At 65.0% G+C, this 18576-nt stretch carries 17 protein-coding genes; 4 read left to right on the forward strand and 13 right to left on the reverse strand.

The window, feature by feature from the left end:
- Window positions 1-119: 119 nt before the first annotated feature.
- The 8 genes from EN879_RS00815 to EN879_RS00850 all read right to left on the reverse strand — a co-directional run bounded on the left by EN879_RS00815 (window position 120) and on the right by EN879_RS00850 (window position 9212).
- A complete protein-coding gene (locus EN879_RS00815; RefSeq protein WP_244514270.1) occupies window positions 120-1268 on the reverse strand; it encodes a substrate-binding protein in 1149 nt (382 codons plus the stop codon).
- 103 nt (window positions 1269-1371) lie between these two features.
- A complete protein-coding gene (locus EN879_RS00820) occupies window positions 1372-2073 on the reverse strand; it encodes an ABC transporter ATP-binding protein (RefSeq protein WP_063167561.1) in 702 nt (233 codons plus the stop codon).
- A gap of 2 nt (window positions 2074-2075) precedes the next feature.
- Complete coding sequence (locus EN879_RS00825; protein WP_013532995.1) at window positions 2076-2780, reverse strand: ATP-binding cassette domain-containing protein; 705 nt, start codon at window positions 2778-2780, stop codon at window positions 2076-2078.
- On the reverse strand, window positions 2777-3763 hold the full coding sequence (locus EN879_RS00830) for a branched-chain amino acid ABC transporter permease (protein WP_024502520.1): 987 nt from the start codon (window positions 3761-3763) through the stop codon (window positions 2777-2779). Before EN879_RS00830 ends, EN879_RS00825 begins: the two co-directional genes overlap by 4 nt.
- Window positions 3760-4677: an urea ABC transporter permease subunit UrtB gene (gene urtB / locus EN879_RS00835; RefSeq protein WP_244514271.1), complete on the reverse strand. Its 918-nt coding sequence runs from the start codon at window positions 4675-4677 to the stop codon at window positions 3760-3762. Before urtB ends, EN879_RS00830 begins: the two co-directional genes overlap by 4 nt.
- Window positions 4622-5743: a class II histone deacetylase gene (locus EN879_RS00840; RefSeq protein WP_013532992.1), complete on the reverse strand. Its 1122-nt coding sequence runs from the start codon at window positions 5741-5743 to the stop codon at window positions 4622-4624. The genes urtB and EN879_RS00840 overlap by 56 nt, the downstream gene beginning before the upstream one ends.
- 83 nt (window positions 5744-5826) lie before the next feature.
- The gene (locus EN879_RS00845) at window positions 5827-8553 is read right to left on the reverse strand and encodes a LuxR C-terminal-related transcriptional regulator (RefSeq protein WP_063167562.1); all 2727 of its coding nucleotides are present in this window, start codon (window positions 8551-8553) and stop codon (window positions 5827-5829) included.
- Window positions 8550-9212, reverse strand: coding sequence for a GNAT family N-acetyltransferase (locus tag EN879_RS00850; RefSeq protein WP_244514272.1), 663 nt, complete (start codon window positions 9210-9212; stop codon window positions 8550-8552). Before EN879_RS00850 ends, EN879_RS00845 begins: the two co-directional genes overlap by 4 nt.
- 203 nt (window positions 9213-9415) lie before the next feature.
- Between EN879_RS00850 and EN879_RS00855 the strand changes: the two genes are divergently transcribed.
- Genes EN879_RS00855 through EN879_RS00870 form a run of 4 tightly spaced genes read left to right on the forward strand, consistent with a single transcriptional unit; the run spans window position 9416 to window position 13762 of the window.
- The gene (locus tag EN879_RS00855) at window positions 9416-10711 is read left to right on the forward strand and encodes an ArgE/DapE family deacylase (protein WP_063170179.1); all 1296 of its coding nucleotides are present in this window, start codon (window positions 9416-9418) and stop codon (window positions 10709-10711) included.
- On the forward strand, window positions 10708-11766 hold the full coding sequence (locus tag EN879_RS00860) for a phosphotransferase (protein WP_063167563.1): 1059 nt from the start codon (window positions 10708-10710) through the stop codon (window positions 11764-11766). Before EN879_RS00855 ends, EN879_RS00860 begins: the two co-directional genes overlap by 4 nt.
- Window positions 11767-13077 (forward strand): aspartate aminotransferase family protein, encoded by a 1311-nt coding sequence (locus tag EN879_RS00865; RefSeq protein WP_063167564.1) that lies wholly within the window; start codon window positions 11767-11769, stop codon window positions 13075-13077.
- Window positions 13078-13093: 16 nt separating this feature from the next.
- Window positions 13094-13762, forward strand: a complete 669-nt coding sequence (locus tag EN879_RS00870; RefSeq protein ID WP_024502527.1) for a GntR family transcriptional regulator — start codon at window positions 13094-13096, stop codon at window positions 13760-13762.
- Here the strand turns inward: EN879_RS00870 and EN879_RS00875 are convergent.
- From EN879_RS00875 to EN879_RS00895, 5 genes are read right to left on the reverse strand one after another with little or no spacing between them, the layout of a single operon-like run.
- Window positions 13759-15063, reverse strand: coding sequence for an FAD-dependent oxidoreductase (locus EN879_RS00875; protein ID WP_063167565.1), 1305 nt, complete (start codon window positions 15061-15063; stop codon window positions 13759-13761). The two genes, EN879_RS00870 and EN879_RS00875, sit on opposite strands and share 4 nt — an antisense overlap.
- Complete coding sequence (locus tag EN879_RS00880; protein ID WP_027163899.1) at window positions 15060-16043, reverse strand: branched-chain amino acid ABC transporter permease; 984 nt, start codon at window positions 16041-16043, stop codon at window positions 15060-15062. The genes EN879_RS00875 and EN879_RS00880 overlap by 4 nt, the downstream gene beginning before the upstream one ends.
- Window positions 16040-16948, reverse strand: coding sequence for a branched-chain amino acid ABC transporter permease (locus EN879_RS00885; RefSeq protein WP_063167566.1), 909 nt, complete (start codon window positions 16946-16948; stop codon window positions 16040-16042). The genes EN879_RS00880 and EN879_RS00885 overlap by 4 nt, the downstream gene beginning before the upstream one ends.
- A complete protein-coding gene (locus EN879_RS00890) occupies window positions 16945-17694 on the reverse strand; it encodes an ABC transporter ATP-binding protein (protein ID WP_063167567.1) in 750 nt (249 codons plus the stop codon). The genes EN879_RS00885 and EN879_RS00890 overlap by 4 nt, the downstream gene beginning before the upstream one ends.
- The gene (locus EN879_RS00895; protein ID WP_063167568.1) at window positions 17691-18488 is read right to left on the reverse strand and encodes an ABC transporter ATP-binding protein; all 798 of its coding nucleotides are present in this window, start codon (window positions 18486-18488) and stop codon (window positions 17691-17693) included. Before EN879_RS00895 ends, EN879_RS00890 begins: the two co-directional genes overlap by 4 nt.
- Window positions 18489-18576: the final 88 nt, after the last annotated feature.

Genomic DNA, 18576 nt, shown 5'->3' on the forward strand with positions numbered 1-18576 from the left:
ACTATCCCGAAAACGCCAGGGTGCTTGTCGACGAATTGCGCGAGCGGCTGCCTGCGCCGCAAGCGAGCTGACGGCGGCAAAGCCGCCGTCAGGATTACCTGGAGCTGTTGCCGAAGCGCCTACAGTTTGCAGTAAGGGGTGGCCGGCGCGATCGTCCCGAAATCCTTGGCGATCTCATAGCTGATGCCGTCTGCGGCCGCCTTGCCGACATAGGAATGGCAGAGCGTGTGGTTGTTGCTGGCATCGACCCGGATCTTGCCTTGCGGCGCGTCGAACTCGATCGTCGGCAGCGCCTTGAGCACATCATCGTCCTTCAGCGATCCGGCCTTCTCGGCGGCCAGGGCGTAGAGATGCAGGCCGTTGTAGCCGGCTTCGCCGATGCCGTTGACCATCTTCTCCTTGCCGAACTTCTCGCGGAAGCTCGCGATGAACTTCTTGTTGACCGGATTGTCGAGCGCCATCCAGTAAGGCTGCGGTGCGTAGGTGCCGGCCGCGACGCCGGGCGGCAGCGCGTCCTTGTTGAAGACCTCGTCGAGCGGTGCGATCAGCGGCTGCTTGATATCGAAGCTGCGATACTGCTTGAGCTGGGTGACGGCGTCGTTGCCGACCACCATCGACCAGACGACATCGGGCTTCAGCGACTTGATCTTCTGGAAGGCCGGGCCGAAATCCGTGGTGCCGAACGGATAGTAGTCGGCGCCGATGATCTTGCCGCCGGCCTTTTCGTAAGCCGCCGTGATCGCCTCGGTCATCTTCTGCGGCCAGGCATAGTCGGAGGCCATGACGTAGATGGTCTTGCCGAGGGTCTCGGCCACCCACGGCATCATCGGGTCGACCTGCTGCATCGGGATCGGGCCGGTGGCGACGAAGTAGCGGTTGCATTCGCCGCCCTCGAAATTGGTTGGGTAGAAGAACAGCTTCTTGGCCTTCGAGGTCACCGACAGCGTAGCACTTCGCTCCGGCGAAATGATCGTGCCCATGACCACGTCGACCTTGTCTTCGTTGATGAGCTTGCGCGCCTTGTCGATGGAACCCTTGGTCGTGGTCTGGTTGTCCTCGATGAACAACTCGACCTGGCGCCCGCCAATGCCATTGGCGGCGTTCAGTTCGGCGGCGGCGAGCTTGTAGCAATTGAGCAGCGTCTCGCCGAGGATCGCCTGCAGCCCGGTGATCGGGATCGACAGGCCGACCTTGACGGTGTCGGCGGCGCGCAGGACCGACGGCGCACCGACCATGGCGAAAGCGGCCGCGGCGCCGCCGGATTTCAAGACAGTTCTTCTGCTTATCATTGTTGTGTTCCCTTCCAGTCCCAGGCGCGCCCCATGCACGCCTTACAAGTCAACAAGCTCCCAGGCGCGCTTCAGGCGCGCCTTATAGGGCCAACAGATCCTTCAGCAGGGTCTCGTCGGCGAACGCCTCCGGCGCGCCTTCATGGACGATCCTGCCCTTCTCCATCACCAGGCAGCGGTCCGATGCCTTGAGAACGAGATCGAGATTCTGCTCGACCAGCACGATCGCGATGCTGCGTTTGCGCGCGATGCGCGGCACCAGCTCGGCGATCGACTGCACGATGTTCGGCTGTATGCCTTCCGAAGGCTCATCGAGCAGCAGCACCGACGGCAGGCCGCAGAGCGCGCGGCCGATCGCCAGCATCTGCTGCTGGCCGCCCGAAAGCGTGCCGGCGACCTGCGCTTCGCGCTCGCGCAGGATCGGAAAATAGCCGAAGATGTCGGCCGAAATGCCGCCGTCGCCACGGTCCTTGGCAGCGCGGGTGCCGACCTCCAGGTTTTGCCGCACCGTCAGCTGGTTGAAGATCCCGCGCCCCTGCGGCACATGCGCAATGCCTGCCCGCGCGCGGCGGAAGGCCGGCGCGTTCGTGAGGTCCTTGTCACCGAGAACCACCGCGCCACCGCTCGCTCGCAAGCCGCCGGCGATGACGCGCAGCAGCGTCGTCTTGCCGGCGCCGTTACGGCCGAGCAGGCCGACGACTTCGCCTGGCGCGACACTGAGGTCGATGCCGTTCAGCACCGGGAGCGGGCCGTAGCCGGCTGACACCGCCATTGTCCGCAGCATGATCAGCGCCTCCCCAGATAGACATCGCGGACCATTTCGTCGGTCTCGATGTCATGGAAAGGACCGCTGCGCAGGCGGCGTCCCTGATGCAGCACCAGCGTCTCGCAGTTCAGCGCCCGTACGAAGCGGATATCGTGTTCGACGGCGACGATCGAGAACTCGCCCTTTAGGCGTAGCAGCATATCGGCCGTCGCCAGCGTCTCCTGCGGCGTCATGCCGGCGGTGGGTTCGTCGAGCAAAAGCAACCGCGGCTCGATTGCCAGCGCCATGCCGATCTCCAGCCATTGCTTCTGGCCATGCGCGAGTTCGCCGGCCGGTGTGGCGGCGCGATTGCTCAGCGCGACCAATTCCAGCAATTCGCCAACCGGGCGCACAGGCGAGGGCGCCCCCCAGCGGGCGACCTTCACATTGTCTTCCACCGAGAGGCTCGGGAAGACGGACGGGATCTGGAACTTGCGCGCGATGCCGAGCCGGGCGATGCGATGCAGCGGCAGGCCGGCTATGTCGTGGCCGAGGAAGCGCACGCTGCCGCTGGTCGGGCGCAGCGTACCGGTCAACACATTGAGGAAGGTGCTTTTGCCGGCGCCGTTCGGGCCGATGATGCAGCAGAGTTCCTTGTCGCGTACAGTGAGGTTCAGGGCCTCCAGCGCCTGCAGCCCGCCAAAGCGGATGCCGACATTTTCGGCCTGGAGCAGGATGTCGCTCATTGTGCGCGCCTCCCGCCTTTGAACAGGGCTTTCAGTCGCGCGTAGATCGACAGGATGCCGTCCGGCAGGACGAAGACGATGATGACGAAGACACAGCCGAGCAATAGCGGCCACAGGCTCGGGTTGAAACTGCTGATCGTCTGCTGCGCACGCTGGATGAAGATGGCGCCGAGCACCGGCCCCAGCAGCGTGCCGCGCCCGCCGACCGCCACCCAGACGATGACTTCCGTCGACAGAAGCAGTCCGGACAGATCCGGTGCCACCAACCCCGCCATGCAGACATAGAGCGCGCCGGCAAGGCCGGCGATCGCCGCCGACAGGACGAAGGTGACGAGCAGCCGCAACGGCGCATTGTGGCCGAGCGCTGCTGCCCGGACTTCATTGTCCTGTATGGCGGTCAGCACCGTACCCCAGCGGCCACGGCTGATCGACCACAGCGCCAGCACGGTCACCGCGACGATGGCCGAGACGAAGATGTAGCTGGGCAGGTCCTGGCTGAGATCGACGTGCAGCCCGCCGACATCGAAGGCAATCGGCGGAATGCCGATCAGCCCGCTGTCGCCGCCGGTGACCGAGCTCCAGGAGACCGCCGCCTGCTGGCAGATGACGCCCATGGCCAGCGTGACGATGGTGAAATAGCTGCCACGGATGCCGCCGAAAAACAGGAAGTAGCCGATGATGGCGGAGACCAAGGCCGCACCGGCCACCGCACCGATGATGCCAAGCAGGCTGGCGAAGGAGATCGCATCGTTGAGCGTGATCAGCGCCATGATGTAGCCGCCGATGCCGAAAAACGCAGCGTGGCCGAAACACAGGATTCCAGTGCGGCCCCAGAAGAAGTCGAGGCTCGCGGCGAACAGGCCGAAGATCAGCGCGTCGCGGATCACGGTCAGCTGATACCCGCCGACAAAGAACGGATAGATGATCGCGAGCGCCACGCAGGCGGCGAAGATCAGCAGCCAGTTGCGGTCGCGGGCGATCATCGCGACGCTCCGTTGAACAGGCCGTTGGGCCGAAGCCGGACAGCGACGATGGCCGCCAGCAGCACGACCGCCTGCGCCAGCGACGGCGAGATCTGATAATTGAGGATGCTGGTCAGCCCGCCGACGAAGACGCTGCCGGCGACGAGGCCGCCGATCGAGCCGACGCCGCCGACAATGACGACGAAGAAGGCGTTGGCGAGATAGTTCACCCCCATCTGCGGCAGCACGATCGCCAGCGGCGCGACCAGTCCGCCGGCGAGCCCGGCGATGGCCGCGCCGAAGGTGAAGGCGATGGCGTAGGTGCGCCGCGTGTTGATGCCGACGCCCTCGGCCATTTCGCGGTTCTGGATGACGGTGCGGATGTCGAGACCGAAGGACGTGCGGCTGATCAGCAGGATGACGCCGAGCAAGGTCAGCATGGCGATGCCGATCAGGATCAGCCGATAGGCCGGGTAGACGGTGAAGAAGAGGTCGAGCGTGCCCTCGATAGGCGGCGTCACCGGCTTGGCGCCGAGACCGAAGATCAGTTCCAGCCCTTGCTGCAGGATCAGGCTGACGCCCCAGGTGGCAAGCACAGTTGAGACCGGCCTGGAATAGAGATGGCGGATGATGGCGAATTCGAGGATGCAGCCGATCACCGCGCCGGCGATGGGGGCAGCCGCCAGCCCTAGCCAGAACGAGCCACCCATGCTCTGGACGAAATAGACCGCGAAGGCGCCGACGGTGACGAACTCGCCATGTGCCAAATTGGTCACGTTCATCAGGCCGAAGCTGATCGCCAGCCCGAGCCCGACCAGCATCAGGATACTGATCAGCGTCAGCGCATTGAGCAGCGTGGTGATGACGAAATCCATCGCGTCAAGCCGCACTGGCGAGACGTTGGCGCAGGCCGGCGAGCAGGCCTTCGGCGGCATCGATCACCGCGGCCTGATGAAGCTGCAGGTCTTGCCCGGCCCATTCGTCGATATGGTCCGACAAAGGGTCGACCACTTCGGTACGGTGATTGGCTAGCGTCTCGATGACGGCATGGCCGCAGAACGGCACATAGCCCTCGGAGTAGCCGCCTTCATGGGTCATCATCAGGCGCCCTTGCGAGGTCTCGGCGGCCAGCGCAACCATGCGCGCGGCGAGACGCCTGAAGCATTCGCTGTTGAGCATCATGCGGCCGAGTGGATCGAAGCCGGACGCATCGAAGCCGGAGGCGACGATGACGAGGTCCGGTCTGTAGGCGCGCAGTGCCGGTGCGACAACGCGGTCGAAAGTCGCTTCATAAGCACCGGTGCCGCTGCCGGCCGGCAGCGGGATGTTGATGTTGAAGCCCTCGCCGGCATCTTTCCCGTTGTCGGCCAGCGCACCGCGCCCGGTCGGATAGAGATTGTCCTGGTGCACGGAAATGGTCAGAACCGACGGGTCGGAATAGAACACCGTCTCGGTGCCGTTGCCGTGATGCACATCCCAGTCGACTATCGCCGCGCGCCCGAGCAAGCCTTCATGCTGCAGCCGGCGGACAGCGACGCCAATGTTGGAGAACAGGCAGTTGCCCATCGCCTGGTCGGGCTCGGCATGGTGTCCCGGCGGCCGCGCCAGCGCATAGGCATTGTCGACGCGGCCGGTCAGCACGGCGCGCATCGCGGCATAGGTGGTCCCGGCCGACAGCAGCGCGATGTCAAAACTGTTGAGGCCGATCGGCGCCTGCGGCCCGGCGAAACCGGAGCCGCGTTCGCTGAGCATGCGAATATCGTCGACATGGCGTTGCGTGTGCACGCGCAACAGGTCGTCGACCGAGACCGGCTCGGGGATGATCGGCACCAGATGCCGCGACAGGCCGCTGACCTGGATGAGGTTGTTCAGCCGGCGCTTGGAGCCAGGGGATTCCAGATGCCGGCCGGGTTCCACGAAACGGCCGGGCGGCATCATGTCGGCGCTGGAGCCGGTGTCATGCCACATCAGCTGTTCGTGAAAAACGTAGCCTGTCGCCATGCGCAGCGTCCTCTGAAAACCAGGTGACGCTAGCAGGCTAACGATCAGATGGCCCGACCCGAAAGTGGGGTCGCGCCTCTTATCTATGCCCCTCCTTTCGGAGGGGTATGGGCGCCTGCAGATCCTTGCGCGGCGCGCACCGCCTGCACCCGGTTGGTCACCGCGAGCTTGCCGAAAATGTTCTTCAGATGCCATTTCACCGTGGTCTCGCTCACCGACAACGCCAAGGCGATATCGCGGTTGGACATGCCCTCGGTGAGATAGCGCAGCAGTTCGGCCTCGCGCTGGGTGAGCTGTTCCTTCTCGGCGGCTGGTGCGGCCAGCTTGCGCGTCGCGACAGGCATCGCCTGCGCGGCATCGATGATGCGCGACGCATAGGCTGACAGTGCGGGATCGGTCTTCGCCTGGGCCGCGCGCAGCCGCATCAACCCTTCGACAACAGGCCTTCCCTCGTCGACGAAAGAGCGGATGAAGCCGGAGGGTTGGGCGAGACGCAACGCATTGAGGAGATTGCGGTCGGCCTCGCGTTGGTCGTGGAAGGCGCTGGCCGCCTTGGCGCGCAGGATCAGCGCCAATATATGGCGGCGCATGCGCCCGCTGTCTTTCGTGCGCTCGAGCAGCGCGTCGAAAACCCCCGCGGCAGCGGCATAGGATTTCTCGGCCGTCAGCAGGCGGCCCTCGGCAAAGAACTCGAACTCGTTGGCGGTAGTGATGACCACCGAAGCCTCGGTCCCTTCGCCCCGATGCTCGGCCAGCAGCGCACGCGCCTCGGCAATACGGTTCTGGTCGAGCAGCACACGTATGCGGTCATGCACGATCATCGATGCCAGGCGGCGATACACCGTGCCATGTACGCGTTGATAGACGCGCTCAAGCATATCCAGTGCCGCTTCGGTGCGACCGGTCAGCTGCAGCACGCGGGCATAGGTCGGCACGCTGGCCAGGGGATAGACGATGACCGCCGCGCCCTCGATCTGCGGTCCGAGATTCTCGACCAGGGTCAGCGCTTCGCCCGACGCATTGGTCTCATAGGCAAGTTCCGCAAGCAGCGTGCCGGCCAGGGCCTCGGCATAGGAGTTTGCACCGATCCGCGCCCGAGCCTCGATGATCGCGTTGCGCAGCAGCCGCTCGGCGGCGGGCAAGCGGCCCGCCGAACGCTCGATCACGGCCATGTAGCAATTGGCAATGGTGACGCCGAGCAGGCTGCCGCTTCGCTCATGCGCCCGGCGTGCCGCATCGATGGCGGCGCGTGCGCCGTCGAGGTCACCCAGCGCATAGAGGTTGTAGCCAATGACATTGGCGGTCGCGCCCTCCATGAACCAGGCATCGGGCGCGATGACGCGCAGGGCCGCAAGGGCTGTGGCGCGCGCCTGATCGAACTGCTCCAGCGTGCTGTGAACGGCGGCGGCGAGAACCACGAGCTCGGCCTCGATCGTTGTGCCGGTCATCGTGCCCGGGTCGTTGCTGTCGGTCGGTCCGGCTTCGACCAGCTTGCGCGCATTGCTCAGCGTCTGTTGGGCAATCTCCGGCTGGCTGCTGTGCACCGCCAACCACAGCACGACCAGCTGCAGCCGAATGCGCTGGTCGATCAGCTTCCTCGGCAGCAGTGCCAGCAGCTGGCGCACGTAGAGAAGCTGGCACTGGGCGATGAGGTCGAGCGCATTGTTCTCCACGAACACCGCCGCGCGGGCCTGGTCGCCGGCGGCCAGCGCGTGCCCGATCGCCTCTGTCAGCATCTTGCGCTCGCCGAACCATTCGGCAGCCGCCAGATGCAGCGGCGCGATCATCTCCGGTTCGCGCCGTTCCATTTCGCGGCTAAGGAAATCGCGGAACAGATGATGGTAGCGGAACCAGCGCCGCTCTTCGTCGAGCGGCACCAGGAACAGGTTGCGCGTCTCGATCTCGGTGATCGCCGCTTCGGCGTCGGCCGCGCGCATCACCGCCCGGCAGGGCTCGGCGCTGAAGCGTTCGAAGATCGAGCTGTAGAGCAGGAATTTTGCGATCGCCGGCGGCAGTTCCAGGAACACTTCGCCCATCAGGAAGTCGGCGACGTTTCGGTTGGCGCCGGTAAAATTGCCGATGACGGTTTCCGGTGCATGCGCGGCACTCAGTGACAAAGAGGCCAGTTGCAGGCCGGCGGCCCATCCTTCGGTGCGCGAGCACAAGGTCTCCACCGTGCCGCTGCTGACGCTCAGGCCCAGCTTGTCGTTGAAGAAAGCTTCGGCCTCGGATGAGGCGAAACGCAGATCGTCGGGGCCGATTTCGAAAACGTCGCCAAGCACCCGGAGCTTGCCGAGCTGCAGGTCGGGCAGGCTGCGTGAGCCGATGACGAAAGCAACATTTTCCGGCGCCTGCCGGGTCAGGCGCTCCATGAACCGCTTCACCGCCGGCGCCTCGACGGCGTGGTAATCGTCGAAGAACAGGGTGATGTCGGCCTCGCGCGCCGCCAGACCCGCCACAAGTGCCGCGAGCACGACATCGAGCTGCGGGATGGGGCTCGACTGGAAGGCAAGGTCGAGTTCCGCCGGGCTCTGGACCAGATGGCGCAGCGCGCCCACCAGATGCGATAGGAAGGCGCCCTCATCATTGTCCGTCGCCTCGCAGGACAGCCATGCCGTCAGCCTGCCGTGGCGTGCGATTTCCGCAGCCCATTGCGCCATCGTCGTCGATTTGCCGAAGCCGGCGGGCGCGGCGAACAGCACGATGCGCGTGTCGATATGACGCGCCAGCGTCGACAGAATGGTCTCGCGGCGCACCCATCGGCGATGGTGCGGCGACGCTTGGCTGACGGATTGCGGAGCTGTTCTCATCTAGGTCCGCACAGCCTGTAGCTCTCTGGGGGAGAGTCGCCGCAGCCGCTCCACTCCGCTTCGATCAGCGGAATTTGCGGTGCGGCATCGCGCGGCAAGGTTCCCTTGATACGGGGATCGTCGACGATCTCAAATCCGGTAGCGAAGGGCACGAACCCGCAGGCGCTGTAGAATCCGATGACGCTGTGATGATCGAAGCTGCTTGTATGCAGCCAGATGCGGCTCGGGTTGAGACGCCATGCGAGCTCCAGTGCCCCGGCCATCAGCCGTTTGCCGAAACCGCGGCCGGTCAGGGACGGGAACAGGCCGAAATAGGTGATCTCGATCTCGTTATTGTCGGCGGCGAAGAACTCGACCATGCCGAGATGCGCGCCGGTTTCATCATGGCCGTAGTAGAGATGCTGGCGCGGGTCGGCGAAATGCTCGGTGATTTCGGCATCGGACATTTCGGAAACGCGGTCCCACAGCCAGGGTGCGCCGATCTTGAGAAAGATCGCCCGGTAGGAAACGCAGTCGGGCGTCGTGATCCGTGTCATGCCCAAAGGGCGCGCGAGATCCGGCTGCGGCGTACGCGCTTCCATCCAGGTCACCGCATTGGCAAGCTTGCCAGCCGGCAGGCGATGGTAGCCAATGGCGAGATCGGTGATTTCGGCGGGCATCGTGTCTTCTGTGATCAACGCATTCCTCGTCATGTCTTCCAGAGATAGCAGTATCGGCTTGCTGCATCCGATGCCAACTCCCCCAAGACCATGGCAGCATCGAACGGCAAGTCCTGGACTGAAAGTTTGGCGCGCATGCCTCTTGCATTTCACAGGAATGGCATATGAGATATGATACACCATCCAGATGAAAGTGAAATATGATGCCTAAGCGGATTGCGGATGAGGCCATTCTGAGCGCAGTCGATGATGGCTTCGCCCGACAGGTCGCGTTTCTGCAAGACCTCGTGCGCTTTCCCTCCCAACGTGGCGAGGAACACCCCGCGCAGTCGTTTATGGCCGCCGCCTACGAGGCGGATGGCTACGCGGTCGACATGTGGCGCGTCGATGTCGACGTGATTCGCGACCTGCCGGGTTTTTCCCCCGTGGCGGTCTCTTACGACGATGCCTTCAACGTCGTTGCTACCCACACGCCGCGAAACGCGACCGGCCGCTCGCTGATCCTCAACGGCCATATCGATGTCGTTCCGACCGGACCGCTCGACCGCTGGGTCCGCGATCCCTACGATCCGGCGATCGAGGATGGCTGGATGCATGGCCGCGGCGCCGGCGACATGAAGGCCGGCCTGTCCGCCTGCCTCTATGCGCTGAGCGCCTTGCGTAGCCTTGGCTATCAGCCGGCCGCGAACGTGTATCTCCAGTCGGTGGTCGAGGAGGAATGCACCGGCAATGGCGCGCTTGCATGCCTGCAGCGCGGCTACCGCGCCGACGCCGCCTTCATTCCCGAGCCGCTGGAGCCGCGGCTGATGCGGGCGCAGGTCGGGCCGATCTGGTTCAGGGTCGAGGTCGACGGCGATCCGCAGCATGCGTCGGGTGCATTTTCGGCCGGCGCCAATGCCATTGAAAAAGCCTTCGTCATCATCCAGGCGCTGAAGCAGCTCGAAATCGTCTGGAACGCGCGCAAGGTCGATGATCCGCATTTCCATGATCACCCGCATCCGATCCGCTTCAACCTCGGCAAGATCGAAGGCGGCGAGTGGACATCGAGCGTTCCGGCGCGCTGTGTCTTCGAGATGCGCGTCGCCACCTATCCCGGCCAGAGGCTCGAAGACGCCAGGGCCGAGCTCGAGGCCTGCATTGCCGATGCGGCGCGCGCCGATCCGTTCCTGGCCAACCGACCACCCAAGATGACCTACAATGGCTTCATGGCCGAGGGCTATGTGCTGGAGGGCGCCGACGAGATGGAAGCGGTGCTGCGCCGCAGCCATACCGCCGTGTGGGGCGAGCCGCTGACGGAACACGTCACCTCGGCGACCACCGATGCACGTTTCTTCGGCCTCTATGCCGACACGCCGGCGATCGTCTACGGCCCGATCTGCCGCATGCCGCATGGCTATGACGAGGCCGTCGATCTCGACTCGGTGCGCAAGGTCACCCAGACGATCGCGCTGTTCATCGCCGACTGGTGTGGCCTCGAACCTATCGAGGCTAAGCCATGAATGCGGCGGTGCCCGATGCGTTCGGCGAAACACTCGCCGAGGACGCACCGGGTGTCTCCACGGCCGACGCCCTCGCCATCCTGCGCCGGCACTACGGGCTGACCGGCACCGCGCGTCCGCTGCCTGGCGAACGCGACCACAATTTCCATATTCAGACCGACGGCGAGGGCGAGTTCGTCCTGAAGATCTCCCATCCGGCGGAAGAAGCTGGCTTCACCGACTTCCAGAACAAGGCGCTCGACCACATCCTTGCGGTCGACCCCACCTTGCCGGTTCCCTCGGTGCGCAAAAGCATCGAGGATGAAGCGCAGTTCGCGGTCAGCGTCGCTGGATCGGCGCCGCGCATTATCCGGCTGGTGACCTATCTGTCCGGTCAGTTGCTGTCGCGCTCGCCGACTTCCGAGGCGCAGGATCGCAATCTGGGCATCTTCCTCGCCCGCCTCAGCCGGGCGCTGCGCGGCTTCTTCCATCCGGCCGCCGGCAACGACCTGCTCTGGGACATCCGCAAGGTCGCCAAGACACGGCCGATGATGGCGCACATCACTGATCCGAGTCGGCGGGCGATGGTCGAGCGCGCGATCGACTCCTTCGAGGAGCATGCTGCGCCGGTCATCCCGAGCCTGCGCGCGCAGATCGTCCACAACGACATGAATTCCTACAATGTGGTGATGGATGCTTCGCGGCCGGAGGTCGTGAGCGGCATTCTCGATTTCGGCGACATGATCCATTCGCCGCTGATCTGCGACCTCGCCATCGGCGCCGTCTACCGCTGGCCGGCGGAAGGCCATCCGCTGGCACCGGCAGCGCGCTTTGTCGCAGGTTATCAGTCGCTCCAACCACTGGAGGAGGAAGAGATTGGCATTCTCTTCGATCTGATCCGTGCCCGACTTGCGCTCATCGTCAACATCGCCAGTTGGCAGGCCGAGCGTTTCCCGGCCAAGCGCGACTACGTGCTGCGCCTCGCCACCGAGGTCTGGGCTTCGCTTGAAAAGCTTGATGGTCTGTCGTCCACCGATGCCCGCCGCTATTTTCTCGACCATTCCAATCCGGAGTAGATGCTCGTGCCCCAGTCCTCGCCGTATCCCGCAAATGCCGACGCGGCTGCATCGGAGCGCGCGCTGCTCGAACGCCGCGCCAGGCTGCTCGGGCCGACCTACCGCGCCTTCTACCGCAACCCTATTCATCTGGTGCGCGGCAGCGGTGTGTGGCTCTACGATGCCCAGGGCCGCAAGTTCCTCGACGCCTACAACAACGTCGCCTCGGTCGGCCACTGCCATCCGCGCGTCGTCGAGGCACTGTCCGGGCAGGCCGCAACGCTCAACACCCACACACGCTATCTCAGCGAGATCATCCTCGATTACGCGGAAAAGCTTCTCGGCACCGTTCCGGCCCATCTCGGCCACGCGATGTTCACCTGCACCGGCAGCGAGGCGAACGACCTTGCCATCCGCATTGCCCAGCATTCCAGCGGCGGCACCGGGGTGATCATCACCGATTTCGCCTATCACGGCGCCACCATAGCGACGGCGCAACTGTCGCCGGCGGCGGTCGGGGCAAAGGGGGTACCAGCGCACCACCGCACGGTGGCAGCGCCGGACACGTTCCGCGACCATGGCCGGGCCGCGCATGATTTCGCCGGAAATGTCGCCGCTGCCATAGAGGACATGCGAGCAAAAGGCATCAAGCCGGCGGCGCTGCTTCTCGACTCCGCCTTTTCCAGCGACGGCATCTTCTTTCCCGATGCGGCGGTGATGCGCGAAGCGGCGGATCACGTCAAAAAGGCCGGCGGCATCGTCATCGCCGATGAGGTCCAGTCCGGCTTCGGCCGGCTTGGCCAGGGCATGTGGGGCTTCGCAAACTATGGCATCGAGCCTGACATCGTCTCGATGGGCAAGCCGATCGGCGATGGGCACCCGATGGGCGCCGTGCTCGTGCGGCCGCAGCTTGTCGCCTCCTTCGGTTCGAACACCGGCTACTTCAACACCTTCGGCGGCAACCCGGTCGCGGCCGCTGTCGGCCTCGCCGTTCTCGATGTCATCGAAGGCGAGGGGCTGATCGAGAATGCGCGCAATGTCGGCGCCTATACGAGTGAACTGCTGCGCGCCCTGCAGGGCCGGCACGGCGCGGTCGCTGATGTCAGGCACAACGGCCTCTATTTCGGCGTCGAGCTGACGGCGGACGGCGACGAGGCTCTGGCCGCCACCAAGACATCGGCGGTCGTCGAAGCCATGCGCGAGGACGGCGTGCTGATCTCGTCCTGCGGTCCGCGCGGCAATGTGCTGAAGATCAGGCCGCCACTGCCCTTTGCCAGGGACAATGCCGAGCAACTGGCCGAGACGCTCGATCGCGCTCTGTCGAACTGGTGATCGGAGCGGCCCGCGCATGCTGAAGCTCGAACATCAGACCCTGAATGACCGCGCCTATGGCGCGCTCAAGCAGGAGCTGATTTCCGGCGGCTTCAGCCCGGGCCAGGCGCTGGTCATCCGCAAGCTCGCCGAGACGTTCGGCATCTCGACGACACCGATCCGCGAGGCGCTGCAGAGGCTTGTCGCCGAGCGGCTGCTCGAGATGCAGAACAACCGCTCGGTCATCGTGCCGTTGCTGTCCGCGCCTGCCTTCGAGGAGCTGACGCGCATCCGCATCGCCGTCGAGGGACTGGCGGGCGAGATGGCGGCGACCAGGATGAGCGAAAGCGGGCTGGCTGACATCCAGGCGACGCTCGCCGGCATGCAGCGTGCCATTGAGGCCGGCGACGCCAGGGCCTATCTCTCATTGAACGAGGCGTTCCACTTCGCCATCTACCAGCATGCTGGCGCGCCGATCCTTTTGAACATGATCCGCGACCTCTGGGGGCGGGTCGGGCCTTATCTCAAGCTGCTGATGCAGGCCGATCGCTACATCCCGCAGTCCAACGACGCGCATCGCAAGATCGTCGCCGCACTGGAGCAGCGCAGCGGTCCCACTGTGCGGATTTTCATAGAAGAGGACATCGCCGTGGCGGCCGCTGTGCTGTCTGCAAACCTTGACGCTGCCAGGGAGCCGTCGGCCTAGCTCGTCCCGTCCAGCCGGTCGCGCAGCATGCTCCAGCCGAGCAGCATGTTGGGCGCGTGCCGCAGCACGGCGTGGAACGGTATTGGCGCCGGCGGCGCGAAGGGCAGCGGCAGGTCGCGGGCGTCGGTGCCGGCGGCCCAGTCGGCCAGAACCTTGCCCATCGCCGTCGTCATGGCGATGCCGCGCCCGTTGCAGGCGCGACCGGCGATCAGTCCCGGACCGAGGTCGATCAGGTGCGGCAGGAAATCCGGTTCGACCGCTGCCATTCCCGACCAGCTGTAGGCAAGCGGCGGCAGGTCGGGCAGACCGAGATGCCGGCCGAGCCTTCGCCAGATCGTCTGCGGTACGCGCGTATCCGCACCGGCGCCAAGGATATGCATGCCGCCGCTGATCAGCCGGTTTTCGGCGTCGAAGCGGAAGGTGAACAGATTGCGTCTGGTGTCACCGACACCTTGCCCGCCGGGAAGCAATCGGTTGCGCACTTCACGAGGTAGCGGCGCTGTCGCGATCTGGAAGACTTTCAGCGGGAAGTAGGTTCGCTGCAACGACGGATTGAGGGACCAGCCATAGGCGTTGGTGGCGATCAGCACCTTGCCCGCGCGTACCGAGCCAGAGGGCATTTTCAGCATCCAGCCATCGGCTATGCGATCAACCGAGGTGACGCGCGTCTGCTCGAAGATCTTTGCGCCGGCCTTCTCCGCCGCATCGGCCAATCCGCGCGCATAGGCGACCGGATTGAGCACGCCGCCGGAACGGTCCATCCAGCCGCCGACATAGCCTGGCACGCCTGTCAGGGCTTCGACTTCCTGCCGATCCAATGTGACTGCCGGCCGGCCACGCTGTGCCCACTGCCCGGCACGTGACTTGACTTTTTCAAAGGCGGCAGGCGAATGCGCCGGCTGGATCCATCCGTTCTGCACGGCGTCGCAGTCGATGCCGTGCTGCCGGATCAGGCGGAAAACCAGGTCGGCGCTGCCGGCGGCGAAATCGATCAGCCTTTCGCCACGCGATGGTCCGAGATGGGCCAGTATGTCGGCCGGGTCCATCTTGGCGAAGTTCGGCACGACGAAGCCAGCATTCCTGCCGGTTGCGCCCCAGGCGATGAATTCGGCTTCGAGAACGGCGACGGAAAGGCCTTTGCCGGCGGCGTGCAGCGCGGTTGAAAGGCCCGAAAAGCCGCCGCCGACAATGGCCAGGTCGACATCGAGCTTACCCTGCAGCGCCGGCCGTTTGCGGCGGTCGCGGCTGACGGCAAGCCAGAGTGAAGCGCCATGCGCTTCCTGCCGAACCGCGGCATTCATGACGGGGAAACGCTTTTGGCCGTAGTCACCTTCGTCCGCTTGCCGAGCCAAGGCCGCCGTGGCCTGTCGCCGAACAGCCCGTTCGGCCGGACCAGCAGGATAACGCAGAGCATGACGCCGATGGCGGCGATCTGCAGCGCGGCGGCACGAGCCTGCTGTTCCGGCGGGAACAGGATGCTGGTCAGCGTGCCCGACCCAGCCCATATCGCCCAGACCAGGATGCTGCCGATGACGGCGCCGAGATTGCTGCCCGAGCCGCCCACGATCAGCATCACCCAGACCTGGAAGGTCAGGATCGGCAAATAATTGTCCGGCGCGATGAAGCCGGTGAAATGCGCCTGCAATGCGCCGGCCAGTGCCATGATGGCGCCGCCCACGGCGAAGGCCTGGACGCGATAGAAACGCGCGCTCTTGCCAAGCGAGATCGCCGCCCGCTCATCCTCGCGTAGCGCCTTCAGCACGCGGCCCCACGGGCTGCGCGACAGATGTTCCAAAGCGAGATAGGCGACCAGAGTCACCGCCGCGACCACGGCAAGGTTCGACAGGTTGAACAGCAGCGGCGTCTCGGCAAGGCTGCCGAAGGGGCGCGGGATGAAGCCGATGCCGAACGGGCCGCCGGTCAGTTTCTGCGCGTTGAGCGCGACCAGTTGCACGACGACGGCGACGCCGAAGGTGGTGATCGCCAGATAGTCGGACCTGAGCCGCAGCGTCGCCATGCCAGTTAACGCCGCGGCAATGCCGCCGACGACCATGGCGCCCGCCCAGCCGACAACGATCGGCAGGCCAAGGCCACCCAGCCGCGCGGCGTCGTCGGGAGTGGTCAGCAATGCCGAGGTGTAGGCGCCGATGGCGACGAAGCCGGCAAGGCCGACATTGAACAGGCCGGTCAGGCCCCACTGCAAATTGAGCCCCAGCGTGACCAGCGAAAAGATCAGCGCGGTGGTCAGGAAGAAGGCGCCGTAGCCGATCAGATCCATCAGCGTTCCCTCACACCAAACAGGCCGATCGGCCGCACGAACAGCACCGCCATCAGGATGATGAAGGAGACGGCGGCGCGCCATTCGGCGCCGATCAGCTGCACGGCACCGGCCTCGGCGAGCCCGATGATCAGGCCGCCGAGCACGGCGCCGGGGATGCTGCCGATGCCGCCGAGAATGGCGGCGGCAAACATCGGCAATAGCATGTCGAAGCCCATGAACGGGCGGATCTGCACCAGGATGCCGATCATCACGCCGGCCACGCAGGCCAGCGCCCCGCCGATGACCCAGGTGACGCGCACCACGCTGGCGACGTCGATGCCGACGATGCGGGCCAGTGCCGAGTTCTGGCTCAGGGCCTGCATCGAGCGGCCGGTCTGCGTGCGCGTCATCAACAGATGCACGGCGAGCACCAGCACCGCGGTCAGCAGCAAAAGCGCGATCTGGTCTGATGTGATGCGGATGCCGAAGCCGACCGGCATGGCGATCTGGATCGCCCGGCTGAAATAGGTCGGCCGCGAGGTGAAGGTGAATTCGAGCAGGCTTCTCAGCGCCATCGAGGCACCGAAGCTCGCCATCACCACGATGATCGCCTGGCCTTGCGAGCGCAGCCGCGAAAACAGCACCTTGTCGAGCAGCAGCGCCAGCAAAGCGGTGAACGCCATGCCGACGACCAGCGCGACAATCAGCGGCCAGCCGAAGGACAGCGGTGCGATCGGTGCCACCTTGCCGACTGTCGCGCCGATGGCGCTGACGACGGCCAGCGTCGCATAGGTGCCCCAGGCCATGAAGTCGCCATGGGCAAAGTTCGAGAAGCGCAGGATCGAATAGGTAAGCGTCACGCCGATGGCGCCCAGGCCGATCATCGAACCCGTCAGCAATCCGTCGACGACAAATTGCAAGCTCATGCCCCACCTCCTGTGCCGGACTTGCGGGGGCGCTGGCCGAGATAGAGTTCGGCGACCACCGGATCGTTCCACAGCTCGGAGGCAATGCCCTCGTGCCGGTCTTTGCCTTCGACCAGCACATAGGCGCGGTCGCCGATGGCGAGCGCTGCCTTGGCATTCTGTTCGACGAGCAGGATGGTGACGCCGGACTTGCGGATGTTTGCCAGCATCTCGAACACCATCGAGACGAATTTCGGCGACAGGCCGGCCGACGGCTCGTCTAGCACCAGCACCTTGGGGTGGACGATCAGCGCCCGCGCAACGGCGAGCATCTGCCGTTGTCCGCCCGAGAGGTTGCCGGCGGCGGTGCGGCGCTGGCGGACGAGATCGGGGAAGGCGGCATACATCTCCTCGGTGCGCGCAGGAATCTCGCGCCGCTCAAGGATGCCGCAAGCAACTCTGAGATTGTCCTCGACCGACATCAGTGGGAAGATGTTTTCGGTCTGCGGCACGAAGGCCAGCCCGAGGCGCACCATGGTGTGGGCCGGCGCGGCAGTGATGTCCTTCCCGTCCAGAAATACTGTGCCGCCGGTGATCGGGACGAGGCCGGCGATGGCCTTGATGAAGCTAGACTTGCCGGCGCCGTTGGGGCCGAGCACCACGACGATCTCGCCCTTGGCGACGGTGATCGAGGCGCCGCGCACGATCGGCACGCCGGGCTCGTAGCCGGCTTCGAGGTCGCGGACATCGAGAACGATCTCGCTCATGCTGCGCCTCCGAGATAGGCCTCGATGGCGCGCGGGTCGCGAGCGACCTCTTCGGCCGTGCCTTCGCTGAGCAACTGGCCGCTCGCCATGACGAGGACGCGATGGCAGAGCCGCGTCACCATGTCGATATTATGCTCGATCAGCAGGAAGGTGATACCGCGCGCATTGATGTCGCGGATGCGGTCGATGATGACTTCGAGCAGCGTCGCGTTGACGCCGGCCGCCGGTTCGTCGAGCAAGATGATCGCCGGATCGGCCATCATCACGCGGGCGAGTTCGAGCAGCTTGCGCTGACCGCCGGAAAGCACGCGCGCCGGCTCATGCGCGAGATGGGCGAGGGCGACCAGTTCCAGCAGTTCAAGCGCCTTTGTCCTGGCGGCCCTTTCCTGCGCGGCGACGCGCCATGGCGTGACGAAATTGGCAAGCAGCTTTTCGCCGGCCTGACCCTGCGCCGCCAGCATGATGTTTTCGATCAGCGTCAGGTTGGGCAGCGGGCGCGGGATCTGAAACGTGCGGCCAAGGCCACGGCCGATACGCAGATGTGCGGCTTCGCCCGAGACGCTCGTGCCGTTGAGAAGGATTTCGCCGCTGGTCGGCAATATGCTGCCGGCAAGCAGGTCGAACATCGTCGTCTTGCCGGCGCCGTTGGGGCCGATGAGGCCGAGGATTTCGCCCGCTTTGACGTTAAACGAGACGTCGTTGACCGCGACAAGGCCGCCGAACCGCCTGACGACATTCCTTGCCGTCAGAACCGGCGCGCGGATTTCCCCTTGCCGTTTGGTTGCCTCGCTCATCAAACCCTCTGGCCGAAGACGATCGCTGCCGCCTCCTGATTATGATTTGTGATCACACTTGCGTTGATCACGCTATTCGGCTTTAATT

The organism is Mesorhizobium sp. M7A.F.Ca.AU.002.02.1.1 (assembly GCF_003998535.1).
Lineage (GTDB): Bacteria > Pseudomonadota > Alphaproteobacteria > Rhizobiales > Rhizobiaceae > Mesorhizobium > Mesorhizobium ciceri.

Excerpts from the sequence above, each read along its gene's own strand:
- EN879_RS00855 (WP_063170179.1), top strand. The coding sequence starts at position 9,416 with ATGCCTAAGCGGATTGCGGATGAGGCCATTCTGAGCGCAGTCGATGAT.
- EN879_RS00830 (WP_024502520.1), bottom strand. The coding sequence starts at position 3,763 with ATGATCGCCCGCGACCGCAACTGGCTGCTGATCTTCGCCGCCTGCGTG.
- EN879_RS00860 (WP_063167563.1), top strand. The coding sequence starts at position 10,708 with ATGAATGCGGCGGTGCCCGATGCGTTCGGCGAAACACTCGCCGAGGAC.
- urtB (WP_244514271.1), bottom strand. The coding sequence starts at position 4,677 with ATGCCGCCGAAGGCCTGCTCGCCGGCCTGCGCCAACGTCTCGCCAGTG.
- EN879_RS00885 (WP_063167566.1), bottom strand. The coding sequence starts at position 16,948 with ATGAGCTTGCAATTTGTCGTCGACGGATTGCTGACGGGTTCGATGATC.
- EN879_RS00865 (WP_063167564.1), top strand. The coding sequence starts at position 11,767 with ATGCTCGTGCCCCAGTCCTCGCCGTATCCCGCAAATGCCGACGCGGCT.
- EN879_RS00840 (WP_013532992.1), bottom strand. The coding sequence starts at position 5,743 with ATGGCGACAGGCTACGTTTTTCACGAACAGCTGATGTGGCATGACACC.
- EN879_RS00890 (WP_063167567.1), bottom strand. The coding sequence starts at position 17,694 with ATGAGCGAGATCGTTCTCGATGTCCGCGACCTCGAAGCCGGCTACGAG.
- EN879_RS00850 (WP_244514272.1), bottom strand. The coding sequence starts at position 9,212 with ATGCCCGCCGAAATCACCGATCTCGCCATTGGCTACCATCGCCTGCCG.
- EN879_RS00875 (WP_063167565.1), bottom strand. The coding sequence starts at position 15,063 with ATGAATGCCGCGGTTCGGCAGGAAGCGCATGGCGCTTCACTCTGGCTT.
- EN879_RS00825 (WP_013532995.1), bottom strand. The coding sequence starts at position 2,780 with ATGAGCGACATCCTGCTCCAGGCCGAAAATGTCGGCATCCGCTTTGGC.
- EN879_RS00845 (WP_063167562.1), bottom strand. The coding sequence starts at position 8,553 with ATGAGAACAGCTCCGCAATCCGTCAGCCAAGCGTCGCCGCACCATCGC.
- EN879_RS00895 (WP_063167568.1), bottom strand. The coding sequence starts at position 18,488 with ATGAGCGAGGCAACCAAACGGCAAGGGGAAATCCGCGCGCCGGTTCTG.
- EN879_RS00820 (WP_063167561.1), bottom strand. The coding sequence starts at position 2,073 with ATGCTGCGGACAATGGCGGTGTCAGCCGGCTACGGCCCGCTCCCGGTG.
- EN879_RS00870 (WP_024502527.1), top strand. The coding sequence starts at position 13,094 with ATGCTGAAGCTCGAACATCAGACCCTGAATGACCGCGCCTATGGCGCG.